This window comes from Limnothrix sp. CMB-01 (assembly GCF_055193175.1).
This window is the reverse complement of sequence record NZ_CM143720.1, coordinates 2816499-2832127: the sequence shown is the minus strand read 5'-3', so window position 1 is coordinate 2832127 and position 15629 is coordinate 2816499. Positions and strand designations below refer to the sequence as shown.

The following is a 15629-nucleotide window of genomic DNA, read 5'->3' as shown; positions in this document are numbered from 1 at the left end:
AAATCTTCCGGAAGCGCCCATTTTAGCAACCCTTAATGATTTTCATTAGTTCCCTAAAACATATCTCTCAATTAAAAATCATTCGACTATTTGCGGCTCTTTTGTTGACCCTGATTATCCTGCAACCGCTGGTCATTATCTCGGCCGGGGAGCGGGGCGTGGTGCTCCGTTTTGGTCAGGTGCAGCCTCAAATTCTCAATGAAGGCCTACATCCGATCATCCCGATCGCGGAAGCCGTTAAAAAATTAACTGTTCGCGTTCAAAAGCGTGAAATTTCAGCCGAAGCCTCTTCTAAAGATTTGCAAGAAATTGAAACCGATGTGGTCTTGAATTGGCATTTGGTTCCCGATGAAGTTAATTTAGCGTTCCAACAGCTCGGGGATGAACTGGCTGTGGTCGATCGAGCCATTGATCCCGCCGTTGAGGAAGTTTTAAAAGCCGTCATGGCCAAGTACACGGCGGAAGAAATTATCACCCGCCGGGAAGAAGTTAAGGGAGCCGTAGACCAACTGCTGAGCAATCGGCTACGGGGATATCATATTTTTGTTGATGATATTTCGCTGGTTCATGTCAATTTTTCCGATCGCTTCAGTGAAGCTGTCGAAGCCAAGCAAATTGCGGAACAGGAAGCCAAGCGAGCGGAGTTTTTGACCCTGAAAGCCGCCCGAGAAGCGGAAGCAAGGGTTAATTGGGCCAGGGGTGAGGCCGAAGCACAACGACTCCTCAAAGAACACCTGACCCCAGAGTTAATTCAACGCCAGGCGATCGAGCGGTGGAATGGTCAATTACCGACCATCATCGGTAGCGAAGGATTAAAGCTCTTTAACCTAGAATCTCCGCCCAAGGCTGTAAATTCCACCCCAAATCGCTAGGAAAGGGATTGCTACTCTTGAAAGCTCAAACCATCCGGCAAGGTTAGGATTCCGAACTGCACCAACGCCACCACCAAAATTGTATAGGCCGTGGAAGACAGCAATCCTGTGACCAGCGTTTTCCGAAAACTTTTATTTTGATCCTCCTTTTGAACCATTTCCGTCGCCCCAAATTGCATCATCAGAATTCCCACCACATTCGAGAGCCAATAGCCCACGATCGCACCCCCGAAAAAACTGTGCGGAATTAGCCAATTGCAGAGCGCACCAAAGCCATAGGCGATCGGCAGATTAAAAATCAAATCATTCCACCAGCACAGTGGCGAGAGCAGATAGCCCACAACAACCAGCAGCCCACCTTTCAATTTTTTCAGGAGTTTGAATCCCAGCGTTTGGGATTCTACCGCTGTGATTTCTTGCTGAAACTGAGCAATCGCTTGGGCATCTTGACGGGTTGCCCCATTGGTTGCATTGGCGGTGTTCATGGCTGTGTTAAGGGATTCATCAATGGGCAACGGATGGGTGGGTGAGGGTTGGGAAGTCATAGATTCCATAGTTGTGATCAAAGGATTGCGGTAGAGAGACACAATAACTTGGCATTGCTTGGTTGAAAGTTAACCAAAGTCATTGTTTCAGCAAGAATCAAAGTCATTTTTTAATGACTTAAGTTTAGCCCATAAAACCAAATTGACATTAGCGGCACAAGGAAGGTCAGAATTAAGTTCAATGGAATTCCCACCCTGGTGAAGTCTAAGAATTTGTAGCCTCCTGGCCCATAAACCATTGTATTAGTTTGATAACCGATCGGGGTTAGGTAGCTATTTGAAGCCGCAAACATCACCACCAGCATGAACGGCAAAGTGTAGAATTCCAGGGTTTCCGCAACCTTCACCGCGATGGGCAACATTAATAAAACCGCCGCATTATTAGACAGGGCTTCAGTGAAGAGGGTTGTTACGCCATAGAACAAAACTAACAGCCAAAACCCCGAAAGATGTCCTCCCACTTGCGTTAATTGTGATGCTAACCAGTCAGTAGCTCCTGATTTTTCCATAGCGGTTCCTAGGGGCATCAGACCCGCCAGGAGAAAGATAATATCCCAGCGAATGACTCGGTAAATTTCTCGAGGCCGCAAAATTCCCGTGGCAATTACCAAGACAACACCCGCCAGAGCGCTAACCAAAATGGGAACCGTTTCCGTGGCAGCAGCCAGCACGGTTCCTAGGGCGATCGCCAGGGCTAAACCAGCCTTGTCCCGCTTTAAGGGTTCCAGTTCTCGCGGTTCTACTACTAATAATTCAGGGCTGGATTGCAGGCCGCGCAAACTGTCATGTGGCCCTTGCACCAATAGAACATCACCAAACCGCAAACGAACATCCCGCAACCGTTCGCACAAGCAATCTTGTCCACGACGAATGGCTAAAACCGTGGAGTTATATCGTTGCCGAAATCGCAGTTCTTGTAAGCTAGAACCGATGAGGCTAGAGTTCGAAATAATTAAGGCTTCCGCAATCGATCGCTCGTTAGATTCGAGGGAAAATTTGGCATCGGGTAGGATTTCCAGCCCCCGTTCATCCTTCAGGGTCAGCAGGCGATCGCGGTTGCAGCGAACCAGCAAAATATCCCCTGCCATTAACAGCCAATCGTGGCTTACAGGTCTATAGGTAATGCCATCGCGAATCACTTCCAAAACATCAAGATCATATCGGTGATGAAAGTCACTGGCTGGCAGCGATTTCCCAATCAAAGAGGACTGATGGGTCACAATAATTTCGCTGAAATAATCACGCAGCCCATAGTTTTCAACGGTTGAAATTTCACCGGGCTTCCGTCGATCGGGCAGAAGATTGGGAGCCGCCAGTGCCAAGTAGCACAGACCAATCACAAAGACGATCAGGCCCATGGGTGCAAACTCAAACAGGCCAAATTCTCCATAGCCCAGTTGCTTAGAAAGTCCACTGGCTACCACATTGGTTGAAGTACCAATTACTGTAATCGTGCCGCCAAGCACAGTGGCATAGGACAGCGGAATTAATAGCTTTGAGGTAGAGATATTCTGTTTTCGGCACCAATTTTCCACAATCGGAATAAACACCGCCACCACGGCTGTGTTGTTCAGAAATGCTGTGATCGGCCCCACAATTGACCCCAGCACAAAAATTTGACGAGTTGGATTCTTGCCGCCTTTTTGTTGCAGAAATTCACTGACCACTTGAATCGCACCTGTACGTTCGATCGCGGCACTCAGCACAAACATTGCCATAACCGTGATCGTTGCTGAATTACTAAATCCAGCGATTCCCTCTTCGGGAGTGATGAGTCCTAGGAGAATTAGCAAAACAGCAATTCCAATTGCTGTGATATCAACGGGTAACCATTCCACAATGAATAGGAAGAATGTGATCGCCAAAACACCAAGAGTAAGCGCAATAGACATTGTTAGCTACGGTTTTAAGAAAAACCGCTAGAAGCGAAGAGATTTAATTGTCATGAAATTTCTAAGGTTCTTGAGAACAACAACTTAAAATTTCATGATCATTACAAGGCAGATTTTTTTTCAAGCATCCAATCATTTAGTAGAGCACCTAACTGCACCCAGAAAATTATTCAGAGATCAGATCAAAGCACCTTAAACAGGATTGTAGATAGTTCATTCATTAATCTTGACTAAATCGACCGACAAACCGTAGTTTATGGACAAAAAAACGGTTTGTCGGTAAACTATCACTCAATCTCTTGGGACTCATCTAACTCTGCAATGGTGATTAATTCAGCCATCAAGGATTCTACCCTTTGCCGTTTTAGGGGATCGTTCAAAGCTCCCGACTGCTGTAACCGACGATAGGTATAACTCCAACGATCTCGCAGAGAGCTGGGTAAGTTGGAAGTTGTTTCAGGACTGTTGAGGCTGGCTACCTGTTTACGAATTTCGGAGAGTGATAAATCTCGTGAAATTGCTTCTTGTAATAGATGATTTTGTTGATTGGGTTGCCGAACTCTGGAAATGGCCAACGCTTTGGTGTAGGACAACTGACCTTGGCGCAACGCATTGAGAATGGCTTCTGGCAGCTTCAGCAGGGGCAGCCGATTGCTGACAAAGGACTCCCAAGTCATGGTTCCGATCGACTGGAAAATGGTGCGAATCGTCTCTCGTTCTGCATTACCCATAACGTTATGAGTTTTTTTGCCCTTGGCTTGATTTCGCAAGCGGTGCAACAGCAAAACGATCGACTCAGCAGGCTGTTGAAGCTCCAGGGACAGCAATTTTAAAATACTTTCGGTTTCCTCGATCGGGTTGAGATCTTCACGCTGCAAATTTTCCAGAAGGGCAATTCGCAGGGCTTCCCGATCGCTCAGGGCCCGAATAATTACGGGTACTTGCGATAGACCAACCTTTTGGGCCGCACGATATCGCCGCTCACCAGCTACTAATTCATAGCGCCGCTCATCAATGGGACGAACTAACAGCGGCTCCAAAATTCCATATTGGGCGATCGATTGAGCAAGGCTATGGAGGGCAATCGGGTCAAAATACCGTCTTGGCTGACTGCTTGGAAGCTGTATATCACTGAGGGCCAAGGTCGTGGGGTACTGAGCTTGGCTATGGAGAGGCACCACAGAAGATTCCTGGGACAATTCTTTAAGTTCTAGGGGGCGAAGTTGGGGATTGACAGCGCTCATTGGGTTAGCAATTCCAGGTTTAGCGCAGTTGCAAATGGCATTTTGCAGTTGCTTTTGACCTAAAATACTATATCCCGATCAAAAAACCGTACTTTATCTGGAAATTACCCAACGGGTCTCGCCCATCATTGGCGCACGACTGGCTCAGCACTGGCTCAGCAGTGACGCATCATTGGCTGATCAATGGTCTATTCCTAACTAATAACTGACTAGTAATTGCTCAAAAACCCGAGAAATTTTGGTCTGAAAGCGCTGTCGATGGCGCAACTTCAAAAAGGGGCGACGAATTTCCAAAACCGATGACTGCTCGGGATCAATGATCGGAACCGCACGCATAGTCCGAAGCTGCAACTCTTTTTCAACGATCAGTTCTGAAATGGCTGCCGCTCCCACGCCTTCCTCCACCAGAACTTTCACCATTTCTCCGGTGGTTAGCACCAGGGCGATCGGCAAACTTGAAGGATCCACCTGCCAACTCAATAAGGCTTCTTCAAATCGCTGTTGAGTGCCCGATCCTGGTTCGCGCATTAACCAAGCCGTTTCTGACAATTGATGGGTTTCCACAAATGGCAGCTCAAACCAAGGGTGCGAAGGGCCCACCACAATCACTAGGCGATCGCCCCCAACAATGGCCTTTTCTAAGTGCCGTTGGGTTGAGGGCAACACTTCCCCTTCAATTAATCCCAAATCAAACGCGCCCGTCGCCGTTCCTGTGCAAATTTCCTCAGTATTAGCGAGGGTGCAATTCACCACAATGCCCGGATGGCGACGCTTAAACTCTCCAATTTTGCGCGGTAGCCAATAATTCCCGATCGTGAGGCTAGACCCCAAATGCAATTCTCCTCGCTGCATTTCATTGAGTTCACGCAAGCCTCGTTCTGTCAAAGCCACCCGATCAAGAATATCCCTAGCTTCTGCTTGCAACAATCGCCCAGCATCTGTCAGTTCCACACGCCGCCCAATGCGATGAAACAGACGCAGACCATAACTGTCTTCTAGGGACTGAATTGCAGCGCTCACCGCAGGCTGCGTTAGATAAAGGGACTCTGCGGCTCGCGTGAAGTGTAAATATTCCGCAACCGCCAAGAAAATTTGCAACCGATCAAGAGTTATTCCAGACATTTCACCAAACTTAAAATTTCAATTAAAATCTCGATCTATTTTCAAAATTTCCGTTCGTCGCGAGAATTTTTGGCTTCTTTCAACCAAGATTTCGAGCTTGTTGAGGCTCTCATCAATTTTATTGATGGTTTTGAGAAAAAACAGTATTTGCTTAAACTCAGCCAACTCCTTAATCTGTAGTTAATTTGATCGATGTGCTCCAAAATACTTGTCAAAGCAACATCGATATGCAACACGAACAGCAACAGAATTCACCGACTGAACGGGTCATGAATGCCTAGTCACCAATCATAGAGAGTTATCCCTTTTACTTCAGATAACTTTCAGGCTTCAGATCAGTTCATCACTCAGTATTCTGGTCTCATTGAGGGATCGCATGACTACAGAACTTGCAGTGAACCGTAGTGTTCACGGTCTCAAGGCAGAATGTTTACCCTTTGGTGAAGTTCTTGGCCAATCCATCGCGGTAATTGCTCCGATCACAACCCCTGCCGCCAACTTAGGGTTAGTCTTTGCCCTGGCGGGAAATGGCACTTGTCTTAGCTTTTTGTTGGGAACAATCGGGCTGATTTTTGTCAGTATTAACATCAATCAATTTGCCCGCCGTTCCGCCTCTCCCGGATCGCTCTACACCTACATTTCCAAAGGTCTTGGCCCCACAGCCGGTGTTATCTGTGGTTGGGGTCTTCTGCTGGGCTATTTGCTCACGGGGATGGCGGTTCTTTGTGGCTTTGCCAATTTTGGTCAAATCTTTTTAGGCAGTTTTGGCATTCACACCCACATCATCACCCTGCTGGCATTAGGAACCGTGGTTGCTTGGTATGCCGCCTACCGAGATATCGAATTATCAGCAAGAACATTGTTGATTTTGGAAGGCATTTCTGTCCTGTTCATTTTGCTCTTGGGGGGAATTGTTTGGGCTAAAACAGGCTTTGCCCTTGATCCACTACAGTTGACCTTAGCCGGTGCAACCCCCAGCGGTGTTGCCATGGGATTAGTGTTAGTGGTTTTTGGCTTTTCTGGTTTTGAAAGTGCCACCACTCTTGGGGATGAAGCGCAAAAACCCCTATCAAGTATTCCGAAGGCTGTCCTAGGCAGCACAGTGCTTTCGGGGTTGTTTTTCTTGGTTATGGCCTATATCGGTGTGGTGGGGTTCAATCATGCCGGAGGAAATTTGGCAGGTCATGAAGAGCCTCTCAGTTTCTTAGCTACCTGGGCTGGTGTTGGATTCCTGGGCCAAGCGATCGGGATTTGTGCGTTGGCTAGCTTTTTCGCTTGTGTTTTAGGCAGCATTAATCCTGCTGCTCGCATCTTTTTCACCATGGCGCGGCATGGTCTCTTTCACTCGGCTTTTGGTGAAGCCCACGACACCAATAGCACGCCCCATATTGCTGTTTCTTTCATCTCCGTTCTGCTCTTTTTAGTGCCTGCTTCAATGACCATTTTTGGTCTTAAGGCCTTCGAATCCATGGCTTATTTGGGCACGATGTGTACCTATGGATTTTTGGTGACCTACATTTTGGTATCGATCGCCGCGCCGGTTTATCTCTATCGAATTGGCAAACTAAAACCCATTGACGGGGTCATTGGTCTGCTGGGCGCTGGTTTCATGATGTTGCCAATCTTGGGCATGGTCGGAATTCCCGGAAGTACTTGGTTTCCCGTGCCGGAAGCGCCTTACGATGCATTTCCCAAGCTCTTTCTGCTTTACCTAGGTTTGGGTTGTGGCTGGTTTTTCTGGCAGCGATCGCGCTCTCCCAAAATGATTCGACGAATGCAGCACTCGATCGAAGCGATCTATGTCCGGTTTGAAGAGTCCGAAGATGCTGACTGCTAATCGATTGCTTGGTTCAATCTCGATCGGCTCCACTTCGCTTCTAATCCCTTCTTCTGCAACCCTTTCCTATGGACAACTTACTGACCGTAATCCCCACGAGTGTTGCTGCCTTTGCAGCCACAAACATTGACGATATTGCAATCCTGATGTTGCTTTTTTCTCAGGTCAATGCCAATTTTCGTCATTACCACGTGGTCGCTGGGCAATATCTAGGGTTTTCAGCTCTGGTAGGCGCAAGTTTGTTGGGCTTCTTTGGGGGCATGGTTTTGCCCCACCATTGGCTAGGTTTGCTGGGTCTAATCCCAATCGGCATGGGACTGGGCAGATTGTTTGACCGGGGTGAAGATGCCACCGATGAAGAACTAAACCTAGCCATTGACGGCGATGGAACATCACCCCACTGGATGAATTTAGTGGGGCCCCAAAGTCTCAGCGTCGCAGCCATCACGATCGCCAACGGGAGCGACAATGTGGGCATTTACACGCCCTTGTTTTCCCATAGCTCAGTGCCAGAGCTAATTCTAACCATTCTGGTTTTCCTAGTTTTGGTTCCTGTTTGGTGCTACATTGCTCATCGACTCACCCATCAAGCCCAAATTGCAGATTGGTTAGCCCATCGGGGTCAAACCATGGTTCCTCTAGTACTCATCGCGCTCGGGATTTATATCATCCTTGATAGTGGAGCCATGAGTCCGGGTTTGTTGGCTGCTAGCTGCACTTGTTTGGTGGCTTTAACTTGGCGACCCCAGCAACTGAGTGAAGTTCCCGAAAAGGGTGATTCTTGAGACGATCGCTGCGATTCTTACGACTCTTGCAATGCTTTTTGCCCTAAACATCATGTCCGAGCACCATGATTGATCAGCGCCCCTTGGCTGAGCTAGCGATTAGTGCTTTTGTGGCGGGAACCAGTTCCTTCATTGCCACAAATATCGATGATGTGGTGGTACTGATGGTGTTGTTTGGTCGCCCCGATCGGCTCTTCCGCGATCGACAAATCCTGATCGGGCGCTATCTGGGGTTTGGTCTGATTGTGTTAGCCAGCTTGGTGGGGTTTTGGGGAGGATTACTGCTCCCTTCCTGGTCCATTGGGCTATTGGGCTTTCTCCCGATCGGGATCGGCATTTCGCAACTGCGCGCTTCTCAATCTCAGGAATCAGAATCCTCCGCTCCTGAACTAGATTCGTTCGGATCTGAGTATCAAGCGTTAACCGAGCGATCGCCCAATTTAGCGTTTCGACATCGAGTCAAGAAACTACGTCAATGGCTGCCTTGGCTATCCCCTCAAGTCATCCAAGTGACAATGATTACGCTTGCCTGCGGTGCTGACAACATTGGAATTTACATTCCTCTGTTTGCCTCCTGCAACTGGCTGGAACTCAGCATTATCCTTTGGGTTTTTTTTGCAGGCGTAGGATTGCTTTGTTGGCTAACACGCTGGTTCAGTCGCTATCACATGATCACCCAATGGATTAGCCGATTTGGTCATCAATTTGTTCCTTGGATTTTCATTGCTCTGGGAATAGGAATTTTCTGGGAGAGCAACCTTCCGCAACTGCTATTTTCCTTCATGCTTCCTTAAGCTCAAGATCTTGGCAAAACCAGGGGACTTTGTTAGACTTTTTGAGTCACGAAAGGCTATATCTAGCTCGTTGATTTAGTTGCTTCAATTCAGGTTTTTTAAGGGTTCAACAAGCAAAATTGCTCACTCTTGAATTAAACCAATCAAAGTAACTCAAAATAGCAATCTTTCTCAAACTTTCACCTCATTTCATTGTTCGAGAACGCATTGAAGCCAATGCATTGGTGTGGAGATTACTAACTGCCACCATGCGGTGATCTTAAACCAGACAATTCGGTTTGAATGATTGCAAGATTTTGCAGCAACAAAACAGAGTTTTAGGCATCAAATGAAAAGCCTTTTTCATCAAGGCCCATGCTAGCAGTTTTTGCTTTTTTGTGTTCTTTGAATCTTTTCAGGTTGTTTAATTTTTCCTAAATTGGGAAACCAAAGAGAGAAATCATGGGCAGTTTTTTACAAGCATTAATGTTCAGCCACCCACCATAGTTGGGATCGGTTTGAAACGTAGAGCATTGCGAAATTTGCAGAATTTTCAGTCATTAATCAGTCATCAATCAGTCATCAAGAGGAAAGAGCATGAACGTTGCCCAAGGGTTTTTAAAGGGTTTTGTCCCAGGGATTGTCCAGAATTTTCTAAGCGGGCAAGGACTGAGAACGGCGGTTTTGGGATCCTTCAGCCGCTGGATGACGATCGGGGGTTGTCTGTTGGTTTTTGTGGTTAATTTGCTTTGCGCTCCTCCGGCCTTAGCCGATCGCCCCTTGAGTGAAAATTCTGATTACTTGGCAGCCAGCCAAGCCTTGAACCAGCTAACAGCCGAACGTCAGCAAAAGCAGAATGCGGGGGAAGCCATTCCCGAACCTTTGGAATCGCAAATTGAACAACTAACAGCCCAAACCTTTGCGTTGGAGTCCGGCGAGACCTGGGGCCAATGCGAAAACACCAGCGGCCAGGTGGTTGGAGTTTACGGGCCAGAGCCGGATGATGTGGACAACTATCGCTACGGCGCTGGCCTTTACTTCTTGGCCAATGGGGAAACCACCGCGATCGAGTGGGACTGCGAAGGGGTTTTGATTCCCAAGGGAACCAAGGCGATCGCCACCCTTCCCGACGGAACCAATCAGGAATTTACCGGTTTGGCCGCGCTCAAAGTTGCTGACGGCACGCGCGTCACCATCAGCCAAGATCCCGAGGGCCAATTAACCCTCAGCACAGCGCCCACGGCAGCAGTTAACACTAGCAAAGCAAAATGGCCGCTGCCCAGCCTGTCCCAGAAAGTGATTAATCAGCGCCCTCTGGATGCCCCAACCCTCACTACCGATGACTGATGGGCTAAACACCACGGGGATCAGCACTTTGGGCAAGCATTCATCATCCCAACCAAACCTGCTGGGCATCGGCGGGGCGGTCACAATTCAAGGACTCTGTGCGCTATACCTGGTTAGCCATCTCCAGCAACCAGCGCCCTGGGATGTGCAGTTTTTAGAACTATTGCACCAACAGGCCACCCCTTGGCTCGATCGCCTCGCCCTTTGGCTCACACCGCTGGGAACCCGCTGGGGAACGTTTCCGCTGTTCATCATGGGTCTTTTGTCCCTAGCGAACCAACGGCAATGGCGTAAGTTGCTCTACTGGATGAGTGCGATTGGCGGTACAACAGTCATAGCCACTCTGCTGAAAGTGGTTTGGCATCGAGCGAGGCCCAGCCTTTGGCCCTCGCTGCTGGCCCCAGACCATTACCCTGCTGATTGGGCCTTTCCCAGCACCCACGCGGCCGCTAGCCTCTCGTTGGTTTTGGCCCTTGGCGCTTTGTATTCCAGCCAACAGCCGCTCGATCGCCCCTATGGATGGGTCTGGCGTTGGTCGATCGCGGGGCTGGGTGGTGGCTTTGTTCTGCTCATTGCCTGGACAAGGCTCTATCTCGGGGTTCATTTCCCCAGCGACATCATTGGCGGCTGGTCGATCGCCTACCTGATCACACAAGTGGCCAATCGATTGATCCTCAGCCCCACGGATCCAGTTCAGCTACCATCAACCCCTTCAAGTTTGCTTACTCGCCGTTGATTCGTGATTCATGATCCAGGGTGATTAATGCTCAACAGCTTAATGCTCAACAGCGATCAATCATTCTGGATCATTGACTGCGAACAATGACTACGAACAGTGGCTGTGAAAAATGATTGTGAACAATTCACCAGCAGTCTGAAAATTTGCTTGCCCAGATACCATCATTAACCTGGTTTCTAGCTTCCAACTTTCTCAACTCAGCAACCAAGCACAATGGCTGAATTCCTTGGTGTGACCAAGCACCAAGAGCCGGATTCCTCCAGTTATTTTTCAGCCATTCCCTATGGATTTTCTCTAATTACTAGTCATCAGGATGGGGCGGGGTGAATATTTTTGAGTTTTCATTCTTAGTTTGGGCCGGTTCATTCGCGGCCGGCTTCTTAGGAGCCTTGACCGGTCTTGGGGGCGGCGTGGTGATTGTGCCTCTGCTCACCTCGGTTTTTGGGGTCGATATTCGCTACGCGATCGGGGCTTCCTTAATTTCTGTCATTGCCACTTCCGCCGGTTCCGCCGCAACCTATATTCGATCGGGGTTTGCCAACTTACGTCTCGGGATGTTTTTAGAAGTGGCAACGACCCTTGGATCTTTTGTAGGAGCCACCTTAGCCACCGTTGTGCCCGTCAAAGCCCTGACTGTTGTGTTAGGAACCGTCCTGCTTTATTCCGCTTTTTTTGCTCAACAATCCACCCCCAAGGAAGCCGAATTAACCGAGCCAGGTTCCTTGGCTGAACGCTTGCAACTCGATAACTGCTACCCCGCCCCCAACGGAGAAGGAACGATCGCCTATACCGTTCGTTCGGTTCCCACCGGTTTTAGCTTAATGGCCGTGGCCGGGCTGCTTTCAGGATTGCTCGGCATCGGTTCCGGCTCCTTGAAAGTCTTGGCCATGGATCGCGTCATGGGTTTACCGTTCAAGGTTTCCACCACCACCAGCAACTTCACGATCGGGGTTACCGCTGCCATGTCGGCCGGCGTTTATTTATCCCGAGGCTACGTGGATCCCGGCCTCTCAATGCCCGTGATGTTGGGCGTTTTGATGGGAGCCATGGTCGGTGCAAGAGTGCTGATTGGAGCCAAGCCAGAATGGTTGCGCTGGCTCTTTTCCATTGTGTTGGTACTCCTAGCAATCAAAATGATTTATAACGGATTAATTACTTAGAAATTACGCACTTTCAGCTCATCAGCTCAATTGCAAAGTTGAGACCAAACAGAATTTTAACGCTCGTAATTCACAGCAGCCCAAGTGACGATGGAGATGACATCAATGATGAAGGGTAAGTCTTCCGATCAGGCGATCGCTATGACTGCAGCGAATAGTCCCATTTCTCCCTTGGAATCTTCGCCAGTTGATTTAGAAACTCGAAAAAGCACCGATCACAGCCTTGAGTTAGCCGTTAGCCACGTATTGTGGTGGGGAATGATCATTGCGAGTTCGATCGTCTTTGCCGGCGGCTGCATCTATATCTTTCGCCATGGGGGTGAGCCAGCCAGCTTCCGTGTCTTTGTAGGAGAACCTCGAGAACTTTGCTCTCCTTGGGGTGCTGCGAAATCTGCCCTTTCGGGTCATGGTCGCGGCTGGATTCAAGTGGGCATTATGCTGCTAGTTGCAACACCCATTATTCGTGTTGCTCTGTCTTGGCTCACTTTTTTGCGTCGTCAAGATTGGCTTTATTTTGCGATTACTTCGATTGTTTTCGGAGGACTCATTTACAGTTTTGCGGGTGCTTATTTCCAGTAATTCCCAAGACTGGTTTTGCTGGCACTGATCTTATTTCTGCCAGTTCCCAGAATTAGAGTCTTGCAAGTTTCTAATTAATATTTAGTATTTGAAAATTTGGACTTGAAAATTTGGATTTGAAAACTTGGCATTTGGGCGGGAGCACTCTATCGCGCACCCGCCGAAATGGCATATCCAGGGATTTCACGAGCAATCCCATTAGGGATCACCCTATTCAGCAATCCTCTTGAGGGCTGGTTCTCTAGGTTGCTAAGGGAAAAACACGCACCGATCGGGGCCGTGCGTAGACCTGTTGCTCTCGTTCAATGTGGAGTCGGTGATAGTGATCTCGGTTCACAGAAGCCGTCAAAGATGGGCCATTCTCCAGTTTCAAATGCACCTGCACTTCCCATCCCAAATGCATGATGCGATCGACCGTCGCGGGTAAGGCCTTGTCATCCACAGGATCGGTCACAATTTCCACATCATGGGGCCGCAAAAAGAGTCGCCAATTGTCACTGTCTTCCCACACCCGATCGCCCGCCCAGCGCGACACAGACCCCGGAAAAATAGACAACACATTCACAGGCCCCACAAAACTCATCACAAAGGGCGAGGCCGGGTTGTCATAAATTTCCGCAGGCGTGCCCACTTGTTCAATTTTGCCTTGGTTCATCACCACGATTCGATCGGCAACTTCCATCGCCTCTTCTTGGTCGTGGGTCACAAAAACCGTGGTCACATTCATATTGCGATGCAGGTTATGCAGCCATGTTCGTAATTCCTTGCGCACCTTGGCATCCAAAGCACCGAACGGTTCATCCAGCAGCAAAATTTGGGGTTCCACGGACAGGGCCCGCGCCAAGGCCACTCGCTGCCGTTGCCCACCGGACAATTGCGCAGGATAGCGATTGCCATAGCCCGCCAGTTGGATCAAGTCCAACAATCGATTCACGCGCTCTTGAATTTCAGCCGGCGGAGTTTTGCGCAACTCCAACGGAAAAGCAATATTTTGCCGAACGGTCATGTGCTTAAACAGCGCATAGTGCTGAAACACAAACCCAATTTTTCGCTCTTGGACGCTTTGATAGGTTGCGTCCCGCCCGATCAGTGAAATTGTCCCCGCATCAGTGGATTCCAGCCCCGCAATAATTCTGAGGAGTGTGGACTTTCCTGAGCCGGATGGCCCCAACAACGCAACCAAAGAACCCGATTGAATATCTAGCGAAACATCATCAACTGCTCGAAAATCGCCATAGTACTTGGAGACATGCTCAACCGCGATTCCCATTTCTTTTGACTCCCAGCTTGTCTTTAACTACAGTTACCCGATCGGAATACTGTAATATACAGATAGCATATAGCCCATTCCTCTCAACTAGGCTGTTTTTTTAGCAAAATTTTCGCGCGATCGCTTTCAGTTGAACCCAACTTGATTCTCACAAAACCAAAAAAATGCGCCATTCCAGGTTGGTGAATGGCGCACTTGATTGTGCTGTTCAATTACTGAAAATTAGCTATTTTTTCGTCTTCTAGAGCTAATTTCAGAGCTGATTTCAGGGCTGATTGCAGATCTGAGTAGATCTCAGTCGATCTAAATTAATGACCAATGGCCCAGCCTTGTAACATGACAGGCTTAATACATTGGGTCAAAGTTGCGGAGCCAGTCGTGGTAACAAGGGGCTTAAGCCCCTTGCTGCCTAACGATTTGGTGACGGTAACAGCCATGTAATTTAACCCGGCGAATTGAGGCAGCCACGCTACTAGGCCGCGATCGACTCTTGATAGGGTACGAACAGGGCCTTCTTCGCGCCGCAAATTGGGCATTCCCAATCATCAGGAATGGCTTCAAAGGGAGTCCCCGGAGCAATGCCCGAGTCGGGATCGCCCTCAGCAGGGTCATAGATCATGGAGCACTGGCGACAAATCCACTTGCTGCCCGCGGCCTTGTTTGCCGGAGCCACACCATCCAACCCGCGCAGGGCTTCGCTGTATTGGTCGGCGTGGTGATGTTCGATCGCGGTCAGCAGTCCAAAGTTGCGGGCGGCCGTGCGGAAAATTCCCGCATGTTCCCGCGACTCATCGGCCTGTTCTTGGAATTCCCGCTCCGCTTCCCCATCCCGATCGACCCGGGCGGCGGCGGCAAAGTTGGGGTACATGGTCTGATACTCGTAGGTTTCACCCTCGATCGCCAGCTCCAAACAGCGGGCCGCGATCGCCTTCTTTTGTTCGTCGCTGAGGCTGGCCGGATCGTCCACCACCAACTCCGGATGCATCAGCCGAAAGTGGGCGAACGCATGTTCCGTTTCTTGGTTGGCCGTTTCCCGAAACAGCTTGGCCAAGTCGCCCAGGCCCAGCTTTTTCACCACTTCCGAGAAGAACAGATATTTCCGATTCGCCATCGATTCACCAGCGAAGGCATCGGCCAAGTTTTTGGCGGTGTTGGAGTTTGAAAGATCCATAAGACGCAAGAAAACGGGTGGGGTTAGTTGTGGTTGCACCATCCCGGTCAGCCCCCGTGCGGAAGGCTGGCGAGGTGGCGGCGGCGTGAACTTCTCTCTAAGTCATAATCATTATGACTATGAATAGACTAACACAACTTTCTGGGAATGGCCAAAAACCCCAGCCCCGATCGGGCCAATCATCGTGCCCACAAGTCCCGCAGGAGACCAAAAAAAGGGCGCGATCGCGTCGATCGCACCCTCCATTCATGATCTGTCTCTGGTTAATTTGAGCAATAGGCGATCGCAACGGT

At 49.2% G+C, this 15629-nt stretch carries 15 protein-coding genes; 8 read left to right on the top strand and 7 right to left on the bottom strand.

Features of this window, described 5'->3' with window-relative positions; genetic code table 11:
* Window positions 1-35 precede the first annotated feature (35 nt).
* The gene (locus tag ACZA91_RS11855) at window positions 36-872 is read left to right on the top strand and encodes a prohibitin family protein (protein WP_190534700.1); all 837 of its coding nucleotides are present in this window, start codon (window positions 36-38) and stop codon (window positions 870-872) included.
* Between the two features lie 11 nt (window positions 873-883).
* Here the strand turns inward: ACZA91_RS11855 and ACZA91_RS11850 are convergent, their stop codons facing one another.
* The 4 genes from ACZA91_RS11850 to ACZA91_RS11835 form a co-directional block, all read right to left on the bottom strand.
* Window positions 884-1417, bottom strand: coding sequence for a hypothetical protein (locus ACZA91_RS11850; RefSeq protein WP_242030815.1), 534 nt, complete (start codon window positions 1415-1417; stop codon window positions 884-886).
* A gap of 110 nt (window positions 1418-1527) precedes the next feature.
* Entirely contained in the window at window positions 1528-3309 is a 1782-nt protein-coding gene (locus tag ACZA91_RS11845; RefSeq protein ID WP_099534544.1) for an SLC13 family permease, read from the bottom strand.
* 287 nt (window positions 3310-3596) lie between these two features.
* On the bottom strand, window positions 3597-4553 hold the full coding sequence (locus ACZA91_RS11840) for a ParB/RepB/Spo0J family partition protein (protein ID WP_190534703.1): 957 nt from the start codon (window positions 4551-4553) through the stop codon (window positions 3597-3599).
* Between the two features lie 198 nt (window positions 4554-4751).
* A complete protein-coding gene (locus ACZA91_RS11835) occupies window positions 4752-5675 on the bottom strand; it encodes a LysR substrate-binding domain-containing protein (protein ID WP_190530162.1) in 924 nt (307 codons plus the stop codon).
* 376 nt (window positions 5676-6051) lie between these two features.
* Here ACZA91_RS11835 and ACZA91_RS11830 point away from each other — a divergent pair, with 376 nt between their 5' ends.
* The 7 genes from ACZA91_RS11830 to ACZA91_RS11800 all read left to right on the top strand — a co-directional run bounded on the left by ACZA91_RS11830 (window position 6052) and on the right by ACZA91_RS11800 (window position 12895).
* The gene (locus ACZA91_RS11830; RefSeq protein WP_463182413.1) at window positions 6052-7512 is read left to right on the top strand and encodes an APC family permease; all 1461 of its coding nucleotides are present in this window, start codon (window positions 6052-6054) and stop codon (window positions 7510-7512) included.
* Between the two features lie 68 nt (window positions 7513-7580).
* Complete coding sequence (locus tag ACZA91_RS11825) at window positions 7581-8297, top strand: cadmium resistance transporter (protein ID WP_190356268.1); 717 nt, start codon at window positions 7581-7583, stop codon at window positions 8295-8297.
* Window positions 8298-8362: 65 nt separating this feature from the next.
* Window positions 8363-9091, top strand: coding sequence for a cadmium resistance transporter (locus ACZA91_RS11820; protein ID WP_463182412.1), 729 nt, complete (start codon window positions 8363-8365; stop codon window positions 9089-9091).
* 576 nt (window positions 9092-9667) lie between these two features.
* Window positions 9668-10417: a hypothetical protein gene (locus ACZA91_RS11815; RefSeq protein ID WP_463182411.1), complete on the top strand. Its 750-nt coding sequence runs from the start codon at window positions 9668-9670 to the stop codon at window positions 10415-10417.
* Window positions 10410-11153: a phosphatase PAP2 family protein gene (locus ACZA91_RS11810; RefSeq protein WP_190356271.1), complete on the top strand. Its 744-nt coding sequence runs from the start codon at window positions 10410-10412 to the stop codon at window positions 11151-11153. Before ACZA91_RS11815 ends, ACZA91_RS11810 begins: the two co-directional genes overlap by 8 nt.
* 326 nt (window positions 11154-11479) lie before the next feature.
* Window positions 11480-12316 (top strand): sulfite exporter TauE/SafE family protein, encoded by an 837-nt coding sequence (locus tag ACZA91_RS11805; RefSeq protein WP_190356272.1) that lies wholly within the window; start codon window positions 11480-11482, stop codon window positions 12314-12316.
* Window positions 12317-12457: 141 nt separating this feature from the next.
* Window positions 12458-12895, top strand: a complete 438-nt coding sequence (locus ACZA91_RS11800; RefSeq protein ID WP_463182410.1) for a DUF1634 domain-containing protein — start codon at window positions 12458-12460, stop codon at window positions 12893-12895.
* 241 nt (window positions 12896-13136) lie between these two features.
* Here ACZA91_RS11800 and ACZA91_RS11795 read toward each other — a convergent pair whose 3' ends face one another.
* From ACZA91_RS11795 to ACZA91_RS11785, 3 genes are all read right to left on the bottom strand, one after another.
* Window positions 13137-14165 (bottom strand): sulfate/molybdate ABC transporter ATP-binding protein, encoded by a 1029-nt coding sequence (locus ACZA91_RS11795; RefSeq protein WP_099534534.1) that lies wholly within the window; start codon window positions 14163-14165, stop codon window positions 13137-13139.
* A 472-nt stretch (window positions 14166-14637) separates the two neighbouring features.
* Complete coding sequence (locus tag ACZA91_RS11790) at window positions 14638-15336, bottom strand: rubrerythrin family protein (RefSeq protein WP_099534533.1); 699 nt, start codon at window positions 15334-15336, stop codon at window positions 14638-14640.
* Between the two features lie 117 nt (window positions 15337-15453).
* The gene (locus ACZA91_RS11785) at window positions 15454-15582 is read right to left on the bottom strand and encodes a hypothetical protein (protein ID WP_463182409.1); all 129 of its coding nucleotides are present in this window, start codon (window positions 15580-15582) and stop codon (window positions 15454-15456) included.
* Window positions 15583-15629: the final 47 nt, after the last annotated feature.